At 41.4% G+C, this 17874-nt stretch carries 12 protein-coding genes; 6 read left to right on the top strand and 6 right to left on the bottom strand.

The window, feature by feature from the left end; all coding sequences use genetic code 11:
• Positions 1–7 precede the first annotated feature (7 nt).
• Positions 8–2155, bottom strand: a complete 2148-nt coding sequence (locus HNP76_RS05335; protein WP_184658239.1) for a transglycosylase domain-containing protein — start codon at positions 2153–2155, stop codon at positions 8–10.
• A 161-nt stretch (positions 2156–2316) separates the two neighbouring features.
• Between HNP76_RS05335 and HNP76_RS05330 the strand changes: the two genes are divergently transcribed.
• Positions 2317–2490: a DUF1653 domain-containing protein gene (locus HNP76_RS05330; RefSeq protein ID WP_184658237.1), complete on the top strand. Its 174-nt coding sequence runs from the start codon at positions 2317–2319 to the stop codon at positions 2488–2490.
• Between the two features lie 78 nt (positions 2491–2568).
• On the opposite strand, the gene HNP76_RS05325 is transcribed toward HNP76_RS05330, so the two are convergent.
• From HNP76_RS05325 to HNP76_RS05315, 3 genes are read right to left on the bottom strand one after another with little or no spacing between them, the layout of a single operon-like run.
• Positions 2569–3597, bottom strand: coding sequence for a tyrosine-type recombinase/integrase (locus tag HNP76_RS05325; RefSeq protein WP_184658235.1), 1029 nt, complete (start codon positions 3595–3597; stop codon positions 2569–2571).
• The gene (locus HNP76_RS05320; RefSeq protein ID WP_184658233.1) at positions 3584–4528 is read right to left on the bottom strand and encodes a tyrosine-type recombinase/integrase; all 945 of its coding nucleotides are present in this window, start codon (positions 4526–4528) and stop codon (positions 3584–3586) included. Before HNP76_RS05320 ends, HNP76_RS05325 begins: the two co-directional genes overlap by 14 nt.
• Before the next feature lie 10 nt (positions 4529–4538).
• On the bottom strand, positions 4539–6422 hold the full coding sequence (locus HNP76_RS05315; RefSeq protein WP_184658231.1) for a tyrosine-type recombinase/integrase: 1884 nt from the start codon (positions 6420–6422) through the stop codon (positions 4539–4541).
• 633 nt (positions 6423–7055) lie between these two features.
• Here HNP76_RS05315 and HNP76_RS05310 point away from each other — a divergent pair.
• From HNP76_RS05310 to HNP76_RS05300, 3 genes are read left to right on the top strand one after another with little or no spacing between them, the layout of a single operon-like run.
• Positions 7056–7493, top strand: a complete 438-nt coding sequence (locus HNP76_RS05310; protein ID WP_074932484.1) for a radical SAM mobile pair system MarR family transcriptional regulator — start codon at positions 7056–7058, stop codon at positions 7491–7493.
• Entirely contained in the window at positions 7490–8188 is a 699-nt protein-coding gene (locus HNP76_RS05305) for a radical SAM mobile pair protein A (RefSeq protein ID WP_184658229.1), read from the top strand. The genes HNP76_RS05310 and HNP76_RS05305 overlap by 4 nt, the downstream gene beginning before the upstream one ends.
• A complete protein-coding gene (locus HNP76_RS05300; protein WP_184658226.1) occupies positions 8164–9087 on the top strand; it encodes a radical SAM mobile pair protein B in 924 nt (307 codons plus the stop codon). Before HNP76_RS05305 ends, HNP76_RS05300 begins: the two co-directional genes overlap by 25 nt.
• A 134-nt stretch (positions 9088–9221) precedes the next feature.
• Here the strand turns inward: HNP76_RS05300 and HNP76_RS05295 are convergent, their stop codons facing one another.
• Positions 9222–9374 (bottom strand): DUF3737 family protein, encoded by a 153-nt coding sequence (locus HNP76_RS05295; RefSeq protein WP_083425775.1) that lies wholly within the window; start codon positions 9372–9374, stop codon positions 9222–9224.
• Between the two features lie 412 nt (positions 9375–9786).
• Between HNP76_RS05295 and HNP76_RS05290 the strand changes: the two genes are divergently transcribed.
• Positions 9787–10503 (top strand): putative ABC transporter permease, encoded by a 717-nt coding sequence (locus HNP76_RS05290; protein WP_184658224.1) that lies wholly within the window; start codon positions 9787–9789, stop codon positions 10501–10503.
• Between the two features lie 75 nt (positions 10504–10578).
• Complete coding sequence (locus HNP76_RS05285) at positions 10579–12018, top strand: GGDEF domain-containing protein (RefSeq protein WP_184658222.1); 1440 nt, start codon at positions 10579–10581, stop codon at positions 12016–12018.
• Between the two features lie 52 nt (positions 12019–12070).
• Here the strand turns inward: HNP76_RS05285 and HNP76_RS05280 are convergent, their stop codons facing one another.
• Positions 12071–17827 (bottom strand): alpha-2-macroglobulin family protein, encoded by a 5757-nt coding sequence (locus tag HNP76_RS05280; protein WP_184658220.1) that lies wholly within the window; start codon positions 17825–17827, stop codon positions 12071–12073.
• Between the last annotated feature and the right edge of the window lie 47 nt (positions 17828–17874).

The following is a 17874-nucleotide window of genomic DNA, read 5'->3' as shown; positions in this document are numbered from 1 at the left end:
GAAAAATCTATTTCACGTTAATTTCAATCTCCGTGCTTTCATTTCCGCATTGCACGGAGATTTTTTTTCTTCCCCGAGTCAAGGGCACCTGCTGAACGAATGGTCTTGCTGTCTTTCCAAGCAGCTTTCCGTCAACAAAAAATTCTGCCTCGTCTTCGCTTCCGCCTGTGACTTCGACAACGAGTTTCTGGCGGAAAGGCGGAACTGAGTCGTCGTAGTAGAATACACTTCCGTTACGGGGCGAGACGATTTTTAGCGGCGTGCCTTTTTCGCTTACCTGACCGCTCCTGTTTTTGAGGCGGAACCAGGTCGCGTACTGGGCGGGGTAGTTCGTTCCATTTTGCGTGTGCCAGCTGCATTTTTCAATCTTTTCTGAGACCGGGACAAATTCCTTTACAGTGTCAGGGCAGTTTTCGCCTGCCTTTAGTCCTGAAAGCGCGCAGACTCTTTCTTTTTTGAACTGAGCTGGCTTCTTGAAGTCTTTTCCGCTGTTTCCCTGGAGACCGACCAGAATCTCGCGAGCGATTTTTGCCGGAATCGAGCTTCCTGTCTTTCCGATGACCGTTTCGCCAGAGAAATTTCCCATCCAGACACCGACCGTGTAGTGGGGAGTCGAGCACAAGGCGGTGATGTTCTGATACTGGTTTGCCGTTCCTGTCTTGAACATAGCCGGGAAAGGAGTCTGAAAAGTCTGACTGTAGCCGAAACCGAGGGCGCGGGCATCCTTGTCCGAAAGAATGTCCGAAATGATTCGCGCCGTGTTCACGTCAAAGACCTGCTTTCCTTCCGCCACATCCTGCTCAGTCCAGCATCTATCATCATCAATCGCCCAAAGTGGAATAAAAATGCCGTCACGAGCGAAAACCGAAAATGCCTGAGTCATCTCGAAGATTGAAACTTCCGCGCTGCCAAGTGCCACCGAAAGTCCCGGATCGGCATCTTCGAGCGACTTAAAGCCCAGTGAGGAAAGTTTTTTGAGGTATGAATCAAGCCCGATTTCGTTCAGAAGGTAAACCGCCGGAATGTTTAGGCTTGAGGCGAGTGCAACCCGGAATCTCACAGGACCGTTGAAGCGGTTGTTGAAATTCTGGGGAACGTAAAGATTTTCAAAGCCGAATTCCATGGGAATGTCAGGAAGAACCGAAGTGGGCAGAAATCCTGATTCTAGGGCAAGGGCGTAAAGGAATGGCTTCATGCTTGAACCCGGCTGGCGGAAAGAAAGGACACCGTCAACCTGACCATTGTGAGCCTCGTCAAAAAAGTCCGCGCTTCCGACCCATGCAAGGATGGCTCCAGTCTGCGTGTCACAGACAAGAATCGCGCCGTTAGAAAGCCTGTTTTCGCCGTACTGGGCGACTGCACTCGAAAGAAGGTCTTCTGCGTGATGCTGGATGGAAAGGTCAGCCGTGGTGCGCACTTCGGAAAGCCTTCCAATCGGAGAATCGGGAATATTTGAAAGATAGCGGACAAAATGCGGCATCTCAAAAGGATATGAAAAAGCCCTTGCAGTCTCAGAAACTTCAAATGGATTATAAAGGGCAGGGCGGCGGACGCTAACCGAAAGGCAGCGGGCCTCATCCTCGGTCAGCTCTGAAAGATTCTTGCTGAAAAAAGTTCGGGCTGCACTGGCGACTCCCTCGGCATTAAATCCAAAGGGCACGTTGTTCAGGTAAGCTTCCAGAATCTCCTTTTTGGAAAGGCGGGCTTCAAGCCTGAGCGCATCAAAGGCCTCACGCATTTTAACTAAAATCGTGCGATTCTTGTTCGGACGGATCATTCTCGCAAGCTGCATGGTGATTGTGGAAGCCCCGCTTACGGTTCGAAGCTCCTTTGTATTCTGAAAAGCAGCCCTGACGATGGCGGCAAAGTCAATTCCGTGGTGAGAATAAAAATGCCTGTCCTCGCCCTCGGTAAAAGCCTGGGCGACAAAAACCGGAATCTCATCAAGCGGCACGAATTCCCGCCTGACACCGTTTTCAAGCGCATGAATCTGAATCAAATTTCCCCGGCAGTCAAAAATCCGCGTAGAAACAGGATGCTTTCGGAATTCCTTCAAAGCCGGATAAGGCGAAAAGCGCAAAATGAGAAGAAAAACCGCGGAGAGGATAAAAAGTGCGGAAAGAATTTTTAAGGCAAGCTGGAGGTGTTTTTTCATTGAAGAAATTATAGCACGAAGCGGAAAAATAATCCCCAAAAATGCGGGGAAAGCGATTCTTCCCCTCGTTCCAACCGCTTTGCGTTTTGCGCTACCCCTTCTACGGGGGAAAATCTCCCGTAACGCCCCCTAAAAATACAAGAACATGCTATAATATCTCCATGAACACATTAAAAATCCACGGAATCTACAAGCACTTTAAAGGAAATCTCTACATCGTCGAGGATGTAGCCCTTCACTCAGAAACTCAAGAAGAATATGTCGTTTACCGCCGTCTTTACGGAGACTGTTCGCTCTGGATCCGCCCGAAAGACATGTTCCTGTCCTTATCCTAATAAATTTATTATCCTCATATTTTTCAATATCTGCTTATAGTATAAACAAATAAGAATGAAAATATGAGGATAAAATTATTATGGTCTTAAACCACACATCTCTATAATATCATTTTCTGTTAAGTTATCAAATTCATCTTTATTGGTAGAATCGTATTCTGAAAACGGATTTGCTCGATCCATAATTTCTTTTAACATAGCCATAGATGGTTGTGCGTATATTCTTGTTGTTACAGTAGAGGAATGGCCCATATATCTCGAAATCAGCTCTAAATCAACTCCATCCTGATATAAATTAGTTGCTCTGGTTCTTCGAAACATATGTGGATAAACACTTTCAGGTAATTCTGGATGTAGCTCTTTTAGTAACTCTGCATATTTATTTACAATGCGCTCAACATTTCCTAAAGACATTTGATATTTAACTCCTTTTATTTTTGTGAAAAATAAATAATCATCAGGATTCATGTTTTTATGGTCTGTTTTAAGGAATGCCTTTAAGTGTAAAGCTGCTACTTCATCATAAGTTACAATTCTTTCCTTATCCCCTTTCCCATGAAAAAGAATAATTCTTTCTGACAGTATAATATCTTTTATTTTAATTGCAGTTATCTCACTTGCTCTTCCAGCAGTCTGATACAGCAGCATAAGCATTAATTGATCTCTTTTACTTTTTGATGTATGAGAAAAAACACCCGAAAGAAAATCGGTCATAATTTCAGGTGAGATTATAGGTCTTATCAATTTGGGTTCCTTTAATAAAGGAATTCTTGAAGCCATAATTGCTATTGGTTGCAATTCTACATCTTCGTCAGAACAATACCATAAATAAGCACGTATGCCTGCCAATTTGTTGTTGATTGTGCTTACTGCGGCTCTGCCATTTCTTAAATATTCAATAAACTTAAGCAATACATCACGCTTGCAATCTGAAAATTTAAATGTCTTGATTGAAATATTTTCAACCTCACCAATAAATCTTCTGAATATTGTTAATGTGTCTTTATATGACTTAACCGTATGAACACTCTTATTACATTGTTTAACTAAATACACAGTTAAAAAATTTTTTGTCTTAGAAAAAAATAATTCACTATTCTTCTTCATATTTAATACCTTCCATAATTTTTTTTCCTGTAACATCCTTTGTAGACATTATTTTTAAGGAATCCTTAATGAGGTGATAGTAATAATAAGTTTCATTTGGACTTGCATGCCCCAGATGTTTCGATAGATAAAGAATCATTGAATTAATAGAGATTCCCTCGGAAGCCCATAAATTGATTCTTTTAATTACAAAATAATGTCTTAGAGAATGAACAGTTGGATTTTTCCCTGTATTCGTATAAAATTTAGTTTGCATCCATCTTTTTCTAAAAGTTTTACTCACAACTCCATAAGTATGTGGTTTATTTATATCATTTCCATAGAATATGAATGGTGACCTTCTCTTCCTGCTGTTCAAATAAGTTCTTAGCAACTGATTCATATCATCTGCCAGATAAATAATTCTATCCTTGTTTCCTTTTGCATGTATGACAGTCAAACTTTTATTAATTTCGTCATAATCATTAATTCGTAACTTAAGAGCCTCGTTTACTCTTAATCCTGTTGTACATAGCAGTCTGAAAAACACAGAATAATTAAAATTTCTCTTTGGTGGATTCTTATCAACACTAGAAATAAATGCCTCTACCTGCTCATCAGTCATTAAAAAAGGAACTGGCTTAGATTTTGAAATTGAAATATTAGGTATAGAAACATGAATCCCCCGTGCATTCATATAAATCAAAAATTGTCGAATTAAACAGAATCGTGCATAAAACGAATTTTTTGATTCAGTTTCTTTTATAGTCAAATAGTCTCTCAGGTTTTCTTTTGTTATAGAATCAGCAGTAATATTCTTTTTTAAACAATATTTATCAAAATTTTTTAGTCGAGAAATTTGCTCCTCGTAACTAAAACCTTCATTTTGTTTCTGCCGTATAAACCCTTCGAACAAATATCCAAGTGAACTTGAAAATATAGTATTCTTCATCAGTATCCTCTCATATATGTAAATCCGATAAGGAAAGAGTACATTCTTCCATCATCTTTTTCGAAATGTTCACATACTTGCCAACACTTGTTTCTCCCGTATGCCCAAGACAATTGATAACTGTATTCAATGATTTTGATGTTTCATGAATATTTGAAGCAAATGTTCTTCGTAAAATATGAAAATTAATCCTGTTTTTTAGAACTCCTTTAATCATGTATTTACCGCTTTGATAACCAATTTTCTTAAAAGGAGGATTGTCTTCTAAGAATATGTAAGGGCTATTAGCTTTGGGTCTTCCTTTTTTTATATATAGAACTAGGGCTTCATATACAGGATTTGGAATCGGAAGGTTTAATTGAACTTTTGTTTTGGTCTGAATTAAATGTAGAATTTTACTTTTCCAATCTATATCAGTAAATTTCAGATTAGCGACATCACAAGCTCTTAAGCCCATAAAAAGCCCCAACAGGACTCCAGCTGCATTTTTATACTCAGAAGCAGATTTACAATTTTTCCGATAATTATCAATCTGCAATAATTCATTTTTATTTAATACTGTAACATTTTTTTCTTTTGAAGCTGTTTTTACAGGAACACATTCAGACAAGTCTGTACTCATTAATTGTGTCTCATACAGAAAATATAAAAACATCCTTATTTTCACTAGTTTTCCAGGAAAATCGTTGAAATCTGATGAGATAAAGTCAGATAAAACATCTCTTGTTAAATCTTTTATGTTTAGAATATTTCTAGAAATCAAATACAAAGTAAACTTTTGAAGGGCATACTGATAATTTTTTACGGTCTTTTCGCATCTGCCTTCTAGTTGTTTATATTTTTGGAAAGCTTTGATTAAGGATTGATAATATGGTGTTAATTTATTAAAAATAGATTCCCTTTTTACCGTTTTTCTTCTATATAAATATTCTATTTGTGGAATAAATAAACGACGCTTAGGAATAAAGGTCGAAGATGTTGATATTTCATCTTGAAAGAACAATTCAATAATATTGACTGTTCTTTTGAACCAGTTTCTGTCTGTTTTAAGTTTTTTTTCTATCTCATTAAACCAAATCCATGAATATTCAATGGAATAGTCCATATCATTCATATCAAAAAAGGCATATAGTAATTCAATTGTCCGTTTTAGTCCTGCATAATTTTTTTTTGCATAACCGCAATTCTCAAAGATAATTTTCAAAGAATCTATTGAATCCCACAATTCCGATCGTGTTTTAAAATGGAATTTTCTAATAGAAGAAAGTTCTTCTTTTGACTCACGGCTTAATTTTTCAACCGAAAACAAATATGGCGGATTCCAATGATTAAATACAATCCAAAGTTTTCGCTCGTTTATACCAATATCTGAAATGTAATGCAGAAAACCTCGAACATGTTGATCAAAATTATCTCTTCCTAGAACAGATAAAGGTAAGTCCAATTCCTTATAAACACGCATACAATCGATGTAATTTATATCACTAACCTTAATCTGTTCATGTTGTAAGGTCTCAAAAAAAGGAACTATCATATTCCTGATAGAGTTGCGATATTTTTTATTAGAAAACGTATTTGTCAGGTAATTGTCCAAATACAATAAATAATAAGTATCCAATTTCAATAATGGCCGTAGTTGTTTATGCTTTACAAAACCAGTAGCATTGAATATTGCTAATTCTCTTAATATTCTGCAGTAGATTTTTTTTACTCTTACAGAATAATTTTTTGTAAACTTTTGAATACTTTCTTCAGTTATATACACACCATTACGACTGAAAAACGAAGTTGCTGCAGCTAATAGATTATAGTATGAGCTGCAAAGTGAATTTGAATACCCATTTTGAGAGTATTTTTCGATAAAAGTTTTGAATATTGCTTCATAATTTTCCATGAAGACCTCCTAAATACATTTAGTTATATTCATTATCGAAAAAAATTATTATCTACTATCAAACTTAACGGCCTGAATTCAAAAGACTATCTCAGGAATGTTTTTGAATAAGCACTTTTCTGTGAGACAAAAGAGGACTGGAAAAAACTTCTTCCATGGAATATTGAAATTACGCCTTATAAAATTCGTGGAGAATGGATTTAATGTGTGCTATAATTAGCTAAACTTAAATTTAATTTGCGGATACGTTAGAAAAGAAGACGGATATGAATGGTATACTCTTTTAGATGAAGTCTGGCGGGTTACATACAGTCACATTTTCCCAAAAGAGGTCTTTGACGGCCGCTTTCAATCTAGCCTCATCGGAAATTATAAGATTAAAGAGATGAAGTTTATTGATGAATGGATCAGAGGTCAGTCCGTTTTCACAATTCATGATAATAAGGACAGATGTTTTCAAAATGTCCGTCCTTCATTCTAAATTGGAGCCGGAACATTGCTGATGGTTCTGTGATACAAATTCCTGTTTGTCGTGATGAATGCTGGAACACAAAATTGGAAGTTATGATATGTGTGCTTGATACAAATACTCCTATATGGTAGTATAAAACTACGATATAGGAGTATTTAATTATGAAGACAAATGGTGGATTTCTTGTTACAAAAATAAAACAGCTGGGTGATCGTATATTTGAAAGGATACTGGCAGAAAAAAACATTGATGCATTTAACGGAGCTCAGGGAAGGATTCTGTATGTCTTATGGCAGGAAGATGGCGTTCCTATTAAAATTATTTCCGAGAAAAGCGGACTTGCAATTACTTCACTTACGACCATGCTTGAGCGGATGGAAAAAAACGGACTGATAAGCCGCAAAACGGATGAAGCTGATAAGAGAAAAACTCTTCTGTTCCTCACAGATAAAACCAAAGAACTTAAAGAAGCTTATGACTCCGTATCCAATGAGATGGGGAATATTTATTATCGTGATTTTACGGATAAAGAGATTCTTCAGTTTGAAGAGTATCTTAACCGCATCAGGGTAAACCTTGAGGAATGGAGTGACAAATGAGTATCTGTATTAAAGATCAAATTCAGAACATGAATCTTGTTATAGGGTGCACTGTTGGATGTCCGTACTGCTATGCCAGAAACAATACGAGGCGTTATCACATCATAGATGATTTTGAAAAGCCACAGTTTTTTCAAGGCAAGCTTCGTATGATGGAAAAGAAAAAGCCGCAGAATTTTCTGCTGACCGGCATGAGCGATCTCTCGGGCTGGCATGAGGAATGGCGAGAGGAAGTCTTTAAAAAGATAGCAGAGAATCCTCAGCACCAGTTTCTTTTTCTTACCAAACGACCGGATCTTCTGTCTTTTGAAACAAATCTTGATAATGCATGGTTTGGCGTTACAGTTACGAGAAAGTCTGAGTTATGGCGTATTGATGCACTACGGAGCAATGTGAAGGCAAAAAAATATCATGTTACCTTTGAGCCTTTGTTCGATGATCCGGGTAAGGTTGATCTTACAGGCATTGACTGGATTGTGGTGGGAACCATGACAGGTGCAAAGAGCAGGACTGTTAAAACAGATCCCGGGTGGGTTTATTCATTGACAGAACAGGCTCATGAACTGAACATTCCTGTATTCTGGAAAGAAGATCTTGTTCCGATTATGGGAGAAGAAATGATACAGGAAATGCCGGATGCTTTTAACAAAGTGCTGGAGGAACAGAGGATATGGAACAACCAGAAATCAAAGTAAATCATATAGAAACAAAAAGTGTAATGACAAAATCGAATACTCCTATTGGAGGATATTCGGTGAATCCCTATGTGGGGTGTCCCCATGCCTGTAAATACTGCTACGCATCTTTTATGAAACGCTTTACAGGGCATACGGAGGAATGGGGAACTTTCATGGATGTGAAAGACTGGCCTGAAGTAAAGAATCCAAAGAAGTATGCCGGCCAGAAGGTAATCATTGGAACAGTTACGGATGGTTATAATCCGCTAGAGGAAACATATAAAAATACAAGAAGACTTCTGGAAGAACTAAAGAACAGTGGTGCGGACATACTTATCTGCACAAAGTCAGACCTTGTACTAAGAGATCTGGATCTGCTAAGAGAGATCAATGAAAATAGCAGACTTACAGTATCATGGTCAATCAATACTCTCGATGAAGAGTTTAAAGATGATATGGATGCGGCAGTAAGCATAGAAAGAAGGCTTGCTGCAATGAAAGAGGTATATGCGGCAGGCATTCGTACAATTTGCTTCATTTCACCCGTGTTCCCGGGGATTACGGATATAGAAGCAATCATAGACAGGACAAAAGATCAGTGTGACCTTGTATGGCTTGAGAATCTGAATCTTCGCGGAGGTTTTAAAGCAGATATCATGAAATATATTTCCGATAAATATCCGGATCTGGTGCCGTTGTATGACGAAATCTATAACAAAAAGAACCGCAGCTATTTTGAAGCGCTGGAAAAGAAAGCAGAAGAGCTGGCTAAAAAGTATGATTGCAGGTTTGTTGATAATGAAACTCCGTATGAGAGAGTAGAGAAAGGACATCCAACAATCGTAAATTACTTTTACCACGAAGAAGTAAGAGGAACTGCCAATAGTGGAAAGAGAAATGTAATACATAATCCTTGATGGAAGAATAAACCGGAAGATAATCGCACAAAGGAGCTTCAGCCCAAGTAGGACTGAAGCTCATATTTTTATTCTGGAAGTCTTCCTGTGTAACGAAGATTTACTGTAATTGCCATTTTATTTCTCCTGATATTTTATTCTTTGCAGATAATTTGCGTTTTTGATTTATCGCAGATTTCTTCTTCCATAATTATCTGACCGATTGAATCTGCTGTGATTTTTCCTGCAAGAGGATTTTTTACGCTGTCGATTTTTCCGCATACTTTAGTGTGGCGGTTACACTGCATTTTTTTTAAGATCAAAAAGACTTGCCAGATGTGACAAGTCTTTTTGATTGATTTTAACTGATAATTTTTATTTATTGGCAATACGCACAACACGGAAACCTCAGTTTTCTCTTGTGAGGTAAGGGCCAAAATTATCTTCTAATGGTTTGACTCTTGTATATTTTATCCTCATATTTTCATTTTTATTTGTTTATACTATAAGCAGATAGTGGAAATTATGAGGATAATAAATTTGCTAGGATAACATCGGTTATCCGAATATTAGGATAATTGAGCGAAGTCGACCATGTAAAATACCCGGAAGTAAAGCAGAAATACCGCTTTGAGTTGCAGGAGATTGAGGCGAAGTAAGGATAGAGTAGCCCCTCCCCAAGCAGTTGACATAATCCCCCAATGCCGTATATTTAAACCTATGAAATTCTTTCTTGTAATCACGTTTTTATTTTTTACAGGCAGTTTGATTGGCTGGGGGATTGAGCTGATTTTCCGACGTTTTTTTTCTAAGAACAATCCTGAGCGCAAGTGGATTAATCCAGGCTTTTTGACAGGGCCTTATCTTCCGCTTTATGGATTCAGCCTTGTGATTCTCTTTTTGCTTTCTTACATTGATGTCAGTTTTATTTCAAATCCCCATTTGCAGAAGGCCGTTTTGTTCGCGCTCATGGCTCTCTGCATCACTTTTTTCGAATTCATTGCAGGGATGATTTTTATTGTCGGCATGAAAATCAGGCTTTGGGACTATTCTAAAAACTGGGGCAACATCAAGGGCATCGTCTGTCCCCAGTTCACCTTTTACTGGTGGCTTTTGAGCGCCATTTATTACTTTTTGATTCATCCGAAGATTTTGGAATGGCTTTTCTGGTTCACAAATCATATTGAATTCAGTTTTGTCGTCGGATTTTTCTACGGACTTCTCTGTGCGGACCTCACTTATTCCCTTCATATTATGACCCGGATCCGTCGTTTTGCCCGGGAAAATAAAGTCATCGTCCAGCTTGCAGAGCTTCAGCAGAATATCCGTCTCAAGAACGAGGAAAACAAGGAAAAACTTCACTTCTGGCTCACGATGAAGTCAGAAAAAATCCCTCTGCTGGAGTATTTGCGCGAGAATATGATAAAACAATTTTAATAATATTTTAAAAAATCTTTCTTTTTCTGAATTTCCGTGTTATAATATGGGTAGTTTGTCAATTCGGGGGACTTTATGGAAGCAGAGGTTCAGAAAAAGAGGGTAGCCAAGCCTTTGGGTCGTAGCATTACAATCAGCTGTGTTTCTTTTATCGTAATTTTGGGGATTGCCCTTACTGTCATCAGCTATTTCAATTACCGCCGCTCTCTTTACCGCAGATACGAAGCCTACATCACGGATATCCTGTGCTATGTTGAGCGTCACATTGATGACGACGACCTTGCCGAATGTGCTGTTTCCTTACAGCGAAGTGAAAAGTTCAACGAGCTTGAAAAGTTCATGGACGGCATCAAGGAAGACTTCAAAATCCACTATCTTTACATTTTAAAGCCCATGTTCAAGGACGGAAAGCACTGCATCATGAGCATTATTTCTGCCGAAAACTACTACGACCGCTACATCGACACCGAAGGGAACCTCTATCTGGGCTGGACTTCTGATGATGAATATGACGAAGAAACCGTAAAAAATCTCATTTCCATAATGAGGCAGACGGAAATCGTTTATACAGAAGAAAATACGGAGTGGGGAATTGACTACACCGGCTCCCTTCCGCTTCTTGATTCAAACAAAAAGCCTTACGCCCTTCTTTGTGTTGATGTCAACATTTCTGAAATCTCAAGACTGATCCGTGTTCACATGATTGAAACCCTGGTCATCATTTTTATCCTCGGTTTCTTCTTTACTTTCAATTTCCTCATGTGGACCCGCATTTCAGTTACCAATCCTCTCAAGCTGCTTGAAATGGCGGTCGGCCTTTTTGCAAAGACCAGTCACGGCCAGCGGGATATTTCCATGCTTAAATTCAATCCGCCTGAGCTTAACTCAAAGAACGAAGTCTACTATCTTTCAAAAGCCGTCACTCAGATGACCCAGGACATCCGCGACTATGTTTCTGAGATTGTCTTCGCCGAAAAGAAGGCTGCTGAAATGCAGAAGCAGGCGGCCCAGATGAACGAGCTTGCCAACAAGGATGCCTTGACCGGAATCCGCAACAAGACTGCCTATGACAAGGAAATCAAAAAGCTGGAATATGACCTCAGCACCAATAAGATTTCAGCTTTCGGCATCGGCATGATTGACCTGAACTTCCTCAAAAAGATAAACGACACTTACGGCCACGAGCAGGGCAACGTCGCAATCAAAAAACTCTGCTTCCTTGTCTGTACCACTTTCGAGCATTCGCCTGTATTCCGAATCGGAGGCGATGAATTTGTAGTCGTCCTCAAAGGCGCTGACCTTGAAAACATCAACAGCCTTGTCGATTCCTTCAACAAAAAACTCGCGGAACTTGCAGGAGACGACAAGCTTGAGCCATGGGAAAAGGTTTCCGCCGCAATCGGAATTGCATTCTACGACAAATCAATCGATACGAATGTACTCAACGTATTCAAGCGGGCCGACCAGAACATGTATGAGTGCAAAAAAGCCATGAAGGCTACCCGCGAAGATTAAAAATCTCAATAAAAAGCAAAGCCGCTCTTTTTTGAAGGGCGGCTTATTTTTTCTATTTAATCGTATAAAGGATTCCGCCTGTGCGTCCGAATGTTTCCGGCTCGTACATGCATTCTGCGTTAGCCGGCGGTGTTGGAAATACGCCCCTTCGAACGGCACGGAACTTGAATTCTGCGGTCGTTTTTCCCATCTTGAATGAGTCCCAGAAGAAGTGGATTTCTGAGTTATAAATCACCTGATTGCTCATGAAGTGGTCTCCGCCCCAGTATCCTGAATCTCCGTCACCGTCATCTGAGTAAACTTCCTTTCCGCTTGCATTTTCGGCTGCATCCGCTCTTGTTACAAAAGTCGCGTCCAGAATCTCGGCTCCGCTTGGAACTGGCGCCCTCAGTGCCAGATAGTCCCTGTCGTAATTTGAAGAAAGGGTGATTTTGACCTTGTAGGTCTTTCCGCTTTCAAGCTCTGTAACCGGATTCTCCTTGCTTATCTTGATTTCTTCTCCTGTCGCGTTATCAAAGAGCTGCATTACAAGTCCGATTCCCTTGTCCTTAGCCTCCTGAAGCTCCTGTGGAATTGCATAGCGCATCGAAGCCGTGTAGTAGAGTGAGCCTTTTCCCTTTTTGCTGAAGTCAAGATCAAGCTCCCTGTCCTTTTTAAGCGAGCAGATTTTTTCGTCCCTAAAAGGAAGTGTCACTGTCACAGGCCTTGCCGCCGCTCCCTTGAAGGTACCCGAAGCGAACTGCTTTCCTTGGAATAGGGCTGTCGCGTTCAGGTTGGTCTTGTCGAGGTTGTTGGTCTTAATTACATGATAAATAGCCTCAAGAACCCTTGCAGTTGTAGCGGTGTTTTTCCAGTAACCCGCGCGCTGCTTGCTCATGAGTGAGTAGATGAGCCTTGTGTTGGTCTCGTCATCCTTGTCCAGCTGGGTGAAAAGCTGCAAAATCAGGGCAATTTTTTCTGATTCGTCGCCGTAATATGCGTATCTGCCAGAGCTTGAAGCTTTAATTGCAAGGTCTACTCCGCGTGAAGCCGGCCTCATCAAAGTCCGGATTTCAGAAGCTGCTTCCTTTGCAAGAAGTGAGTCTTTCCCGTCTTTTTCCAGTGAGCAAAGTCCTGCGAGTGCCAGGGCATCAAGTTCCTGCTTTTCCTTTCTGATGATTTTTTCGAGCTTTTCGTCTGAAACCGTTTTTCCGTTGAGGGCGAGGACATAGTAATTGTAGGCCCTGCTGTAGTCATCGCTAGAATTTTCACTGATGTATTTGCAGAGCTTTTCAATGTCGATGGCAAGGTCTTTTTCCTTGTAGCCACGCTGGATTGCAAGTGCGTAGATGTGGGCGATTCTTGCTGAGACAAAGGCGTTTGAAGCATATGAGGTCGGCCAGTAACCGAAGCCGCCGTCTGAGTGCTGGTAGTTTTTCCAGCTGGCAAAGCATGATTTTACCACTTTGCGGATGTCAGTGACCTGGCTTTCGAGATTGAAGGTGTCGATGTAGTCCTCAAAAATTACGAGCGGAAGGAGTCGGGAAGACTGCTGTTCAAGGCAGCCGAATGGATATTCAAAAAGATACTGAACTGAGTTTCCCAAAAGTCCCAGTCTTGTAGCGTCGAGCGTGACCGAGAGGCTGCCATTCATGTCTTCCGTGTAAGAAGGAATTGTGATTTTCTCACTAGCTGATTCTTCGCTTTCTGAAAGCTGACCTGTCTTTGTCACTGTCTCAAAAATGTATGGCTTTTCAATCTTTAGCGGGCAGACCAGTTTTTCGTTGAGAATATCGCTTTTGACTGTAAATTCCGTGCTGACCATGCCTGCTTTCTTTGCCGCAATGTCAAAGAATACGCTTGCGTTTGCTCCGCTCGGAACCTTAATCTTGTGCTCGCTCTTTCCGTCGACAAAGGCCTGTCCCGCTTTGCTTGTGATTCCCTTTTCCTCTGCCTTAGCCGCATCGATTTCTCCGACTGCAAGTGAAACCGTAATCTCATGCTCCCTGTCGTCAAGATTTGAAATGAGGACTCCGACTTCTGATGTGTCCCTCTCCCTGAGTTGGCGCGGAAGAATCTGCTGGATGTTTATCGGATTCTGAACTGCGATTTCGTCTTCCTGCAGGGCAAGAAGTTCTCCGTTTACGCCGAATGCCGTCAGCCTGTAGGTCGTAAGATTATCCGGCAGCTTAAAGCTTACCGTAGCTCTGCCGTTTTCGTCGGTTTTGAGCATAGGCTCGAATACTGCCGTCGGATTAAAGTCACTTCTTTCGTTAATTTTTTCGTCATCACCATTGTCGCCGCCCTTGAGGTTTTTGACTTCGTAAGTGACCGGATCCATGAGGTAGGCTCTTGAGTCGCCGCCCTTTACGCGGAGAGGGAAGTTGGCCTTGCTGTAGAAGAAGGAAATCGGGTCTGGAACATGATAGTTAATCAGGTCGAGTACGCCCCGGTCTACTGCCATGAGGGTGATTTCTGAATTTGCCAGAGGCTTTCCGCCCTTTGTCGCGTATACTGTGACTTCTGCCATTTCTCCCGGCCTGTAAGATGGTTTTTTGCTTTCAAGCTTTACCGAGAATGACTTTACCCTAGGATTTACGAAAACTTCCGTGGCTCCGTAAAATCCCTTTGGCTTGTCCAAATCCGCCTCGCCGTATTCGTGTTTCGGTTCTCCCTGCCTTACTGAATAAGAAGAAATTGAAACATAGAAGACCGGAACATAATTTCGGGCGACAGAAATGTCAATTACGTTGACTGATCCTTCAAGATGGCGGACTTCCTCAGTGAAAATACCTTCCCGCTCAACCGTAATCAGGTAGTTTCCTTCTGGGAGAGTGCTTTCAAGAAGAAGATGGGCTGTTTCGCCCGGATTATACTGATTTTTGTCTGGAGTCAGTCGCAGGGAAGTTGCGTCATCCTGATACCATGAGCATCTTCCGCTTCCTGTGACGAAGAATTCGTATTCCGTGATGACGGGCCGCCCCTGGCTGTCCATTGCGCTAAGCTGAATCTTGTGGTTGCCGGCCTCCAGGGCTGTGACCGAAATTTTTCCGCTTTCATCGAGAGCGACGGTCTGACAGCTTTCCTCAATTTCAGTCTTTTCGTAGCGGCTGTAAATGTCGTAGATTCCCTGCTGCTGGACCAGGTTCCATTCGTCGCGGGTAAGCTTGACTTCGATTTTTCTGTCTTTTCCTGCCAGGGCACCCAGACTTTTTGATGAGACAAGGGCTTTTCCGTCCGGCAGGGCCAGCTTGTATGTGAAGGTGATTTTTTCGCCTTTTTTTGCGAATGCCGAAGACATTTCAGGCTTTGAAAGACCGATATAGAATGAAGCCGGATGAACGACTGTAGCTGCTGAGGCTGAAATCTGCTGGTTTGAAATGTCTGTTATGTCGGCGCTGACTCTGTAGCGGTAGGGGGCTCCCTTGATGCTGTTTCCGCTTGTCTCGCATGAGACTGTGGCGCTTCCGTTTGAGTCCAGGCTTCCTGAATCTTCGCGGATATGGCTTCTTCCTTCCTGAGAATTTACCGGGCCGAATTTATATTGCCTGAATTCCGCCTCATCGCTGGTAAAATACCATGGCTCACGGAACCAGTTTGTCTCGAATTTTGCGCTTGAAAGGGCACCGCCTGCAAGATAGCTGGCTCCGATTCCAGCCTGAATCTTTTCGCCTGCGATTACAGGTGTTTTTGGCATTGATACTTCGCTCTGGAATTTGACTTTTTCAAAGAAGGCTACGTTAATCCTCAATTCCTGACTTTTTTCGTCTCCATCCCTCTGATAGCGGATTTTGTAGATTCCCGGCTCTATGTCCTCTGGAATTTCAAAGCTGCCGTAGAAGCCGCCGGATTCGCTTGCCTTTCCTGTAAGCTTTCCGTATTCCTTTGAATCCCGCCATTTGTCTTCCATCAAAGTGACCGTATAATTTCCGCTGTAGGGGATAAAGCTTCCGAGAACCTGGTCGCGGTCGATTCCCCTGAATGAAGCCCTTTCGCCCGGTTTGTAAAGTCCCCGGTCGCTGAACATGAAGGTTCTTTGCTCGGCTTCGATTTTATTTGGAACTTTTGAATATGAATAGATTCCGCTTCGCCAAGGAGAATGGTCGTCCGGCTGGAAAATCACCCTGTCATCGTCCTTTACGACATAAATGACCGGAGCATCCCACCAGCCGCCTGAAATTACCTTTGGTGAATCTTCCTGGCTGAGATTTATCAGGGCAAGACCATTTTTGTCCGTTACTGCAAGAGGGGCATTGTTTATGATTTCTTTTGTGCTTGCATTTTTGTCGGCATAGGCGAAAACCCTTGCTCCTTCGACTGCCCGGCCGTCAGAAAGCTGTGTGACCAGCACGCAGACCTTGTTCATGGCATAGCGAACCGTAACTCCAAGATTTGTGACCTGAATTGATGTCGCGTTTGTTGACCAGTAGAAAGTCTCCGGATCCCACTTTGTCGGCTTTTTGGGAAGCTTGATTGCCGAGTAGATTTCAGTCCAGCCCTTGCCGCCGGAAAGTTTTTCATCGAGATTGATGATTTTAAAAATTCTTTCATCTTTGGGATATGACTCAAGATTTATGCGCAGGCTTTCATTTTTTTCGTCATATACGCTTGCCTTGATTTTGGACCAGTCCGTAACCGCAAATGGATTTTCAGTCCGGTTCAGGACATAGGCTCCTTCAAAAATATTCTGATACTCGAAAACCATCCTGTGGGGGAAATTGCTTTCAAGCATCCTTACTCCAGAGTCAGTGAATGAAACCTTGCTTTCTGCTCCCGGAACCTCAATCTCAAGCTCAATGTCTTTTTCGCCGTCACTTGAAAGTTTTCTTCCATATATATCCTTCAGATTTTTTGAGATTTGGACAGAATATTTTGAATGAAATGAAAGGGGCAGGGCGAAGATTTTAAGGCAGCCGCCCCTCACTTCGATATTTTCCTTTGTCAAAGAAAGTTCTTCACCGGAAGCCTTTTTTGCCGAGACCGAAGTCAAAACTGACTCATAATCTACCGGATGTGAAAAATAAAGGCAGAGGGGATTGGTGTATTTTCCGTAAGAACGGCCGGAACTTTTATCTTCATAGATAAAGGGCGAGAGTGTGCTGAAATTTGCCCTTGCTGTAATCTTTTTGCCATCGAGATTCTGTTCGACCGTGAGAATGACCTTTGACTCAAATGGAATATTTTTTTCCCAGAAGTAGGTGATTGTGTCGATGCTCTCTTGTTTTAGTTTAAACTGAATTGGACTGCCGTTTTTTTCGTCACCTTTGTAGAATTCGATTTTTGAAATGTCCTTGATTTCGTCACTTGTGACCGGATAATTGAACTGAACCCGAAGCTCATGTGAAAATTCAGGAGCAACTTCATTGCTGTCTATCCATTTGTTTTTTGAGTAGCCGGGCGCGCTCCATATGATTTTTAGAGGCTGGGTTTTAATCGGGGATTTTTCCGCTGAATCCTGCTCCCCGAACATTTTTGCAAGTTCGCTCAGGTTCAAATCGCTTTTTCTTGTTTTGTAGGAAGTCTGATAGTCAGAAAGTTTACGCAGGCCTGGTACGATGCTTTCGGCCTTGCTGCCTGCTTTTGGTGAAAAGAGCTTGATTTTACCGGCCTTTGATTCCGGCTCAGCTTCGTAGGGCGTGTAGTCCGGCGTAAAGAAATTCCCGGCGTCAAATACCCGGTCGCTTGTGGAATCCAGAGAAAGGACTTTGGGCGAAATGTCGCTTGATTTGTCTGAATCAGCAGTCAGCGCATTTTTTTTGCAAGAAGCAATTCCAAAAAGAACAAGAATTGAAGCAAAAAGCAGGGTAAGGATAAGAAAAAACTTCTTCATAAAAAAAAAGCCCTCTCAAAAAAATTGATAGGGCCATTATAATAGAA

The sequence above is a fragment of the Treponema ruminis genome, assembly GCF_014201975.1.
GTDB lineage: Bacteria > Spirochaetota > Spirochaetia > Treponematales > Treponemataceae > Treponema_D > Treponema_D ruminis.
Note: the sequence above shows the minus strand (reverse complement) of the source record. Positions and strands in the feature narration are given on the sequence as shown.

Bases quoted from the DNA above. Each gene is read 5' to 3' on its own strand.
- HNP76_RS05330 (WP_184658237.1), top strand. From the start codon at position 2,317: ATGAACACATTAAAAATCCACGGAATCTACAAGCACTTTAAAGGAAAT.
- HNP76_RS05295 (WP_083425775.1), bottom strand. From the start codon at position 9,374: ATGCAGTGTAACCGCCACACTAAAGTATGCGGAAAAATCGACAGCGTA.
- HNP76_RS05315 (WP_184658231.1), bottom strand. From the start codon at position 6,422: ATGGAAAATTATGAAGCAATATTCAAAACTTTTATCGAAAAATACTCT.
- HNP76_RS05310 (WP_074932484.1), top strand. From the start codon at position 7,056: ATGAAGACAAATGGTGGATTTCTTGTTACAAAAATAAAACAGCTGGGT.
- HNP76_RS05280 (WP_184658220.1), bottom strand. From the start codon at position 17,827: ATGAAGAAGTTTTTTCTTATCCTTACCCTGCTTTTTGCTTCAATTCTT.
- HNP76_RS05300 (WP_184658226.1), top strand. From the start codon at position 8,164: ATGGAACAACCAGAAATCAAAGTAAATCATATAGAAACAAAAAGTGTA.
- HNP76_RS05325 (WP_184658235.1), bottom strand. From the start codon at position 3,597: ATGAAGAAGAATAGTGAATTATTTTTTTCTAAGACAAAAAATTTTTTA.
- HNP76_RS05285 (WP_184658222.1), top strand. From the start codon at position 10,579: ATGGAAGCAGAGGTTCAGAAAAAGAGGGTAGCCAAGCCTTTGGGTCGT.
- HNP76_RS05335 (WP_184658239.1), bottom strand. From the start codon at position 2,155: ATGAAAAAACACCTCCAGCTTGCCTTAAAAATTCTTTCCGCACTTTTT.
- HNP76_RS05305 (WP_184658229.1), top strand. From the start codon at position 7,490: ATGAGTATCTGTATTAAAGATCAAATTCAGAACATGAATCTTGTTATA.
- HNP76_RS05320 (WP_184658233.1), bottom strand. From the start codon at position 4,528: ATGAAGAATACTATATTTTCAAGTTCACTTGGATATTTGTTCGAAGGG.
- HNP76_RS05290 (WP_184658224.1), top strand. From the start codon at position 9,787: ATGAAATTCTTTCTTGTAATCACGTTTTTATTTTTTACAGGCAGTTTG.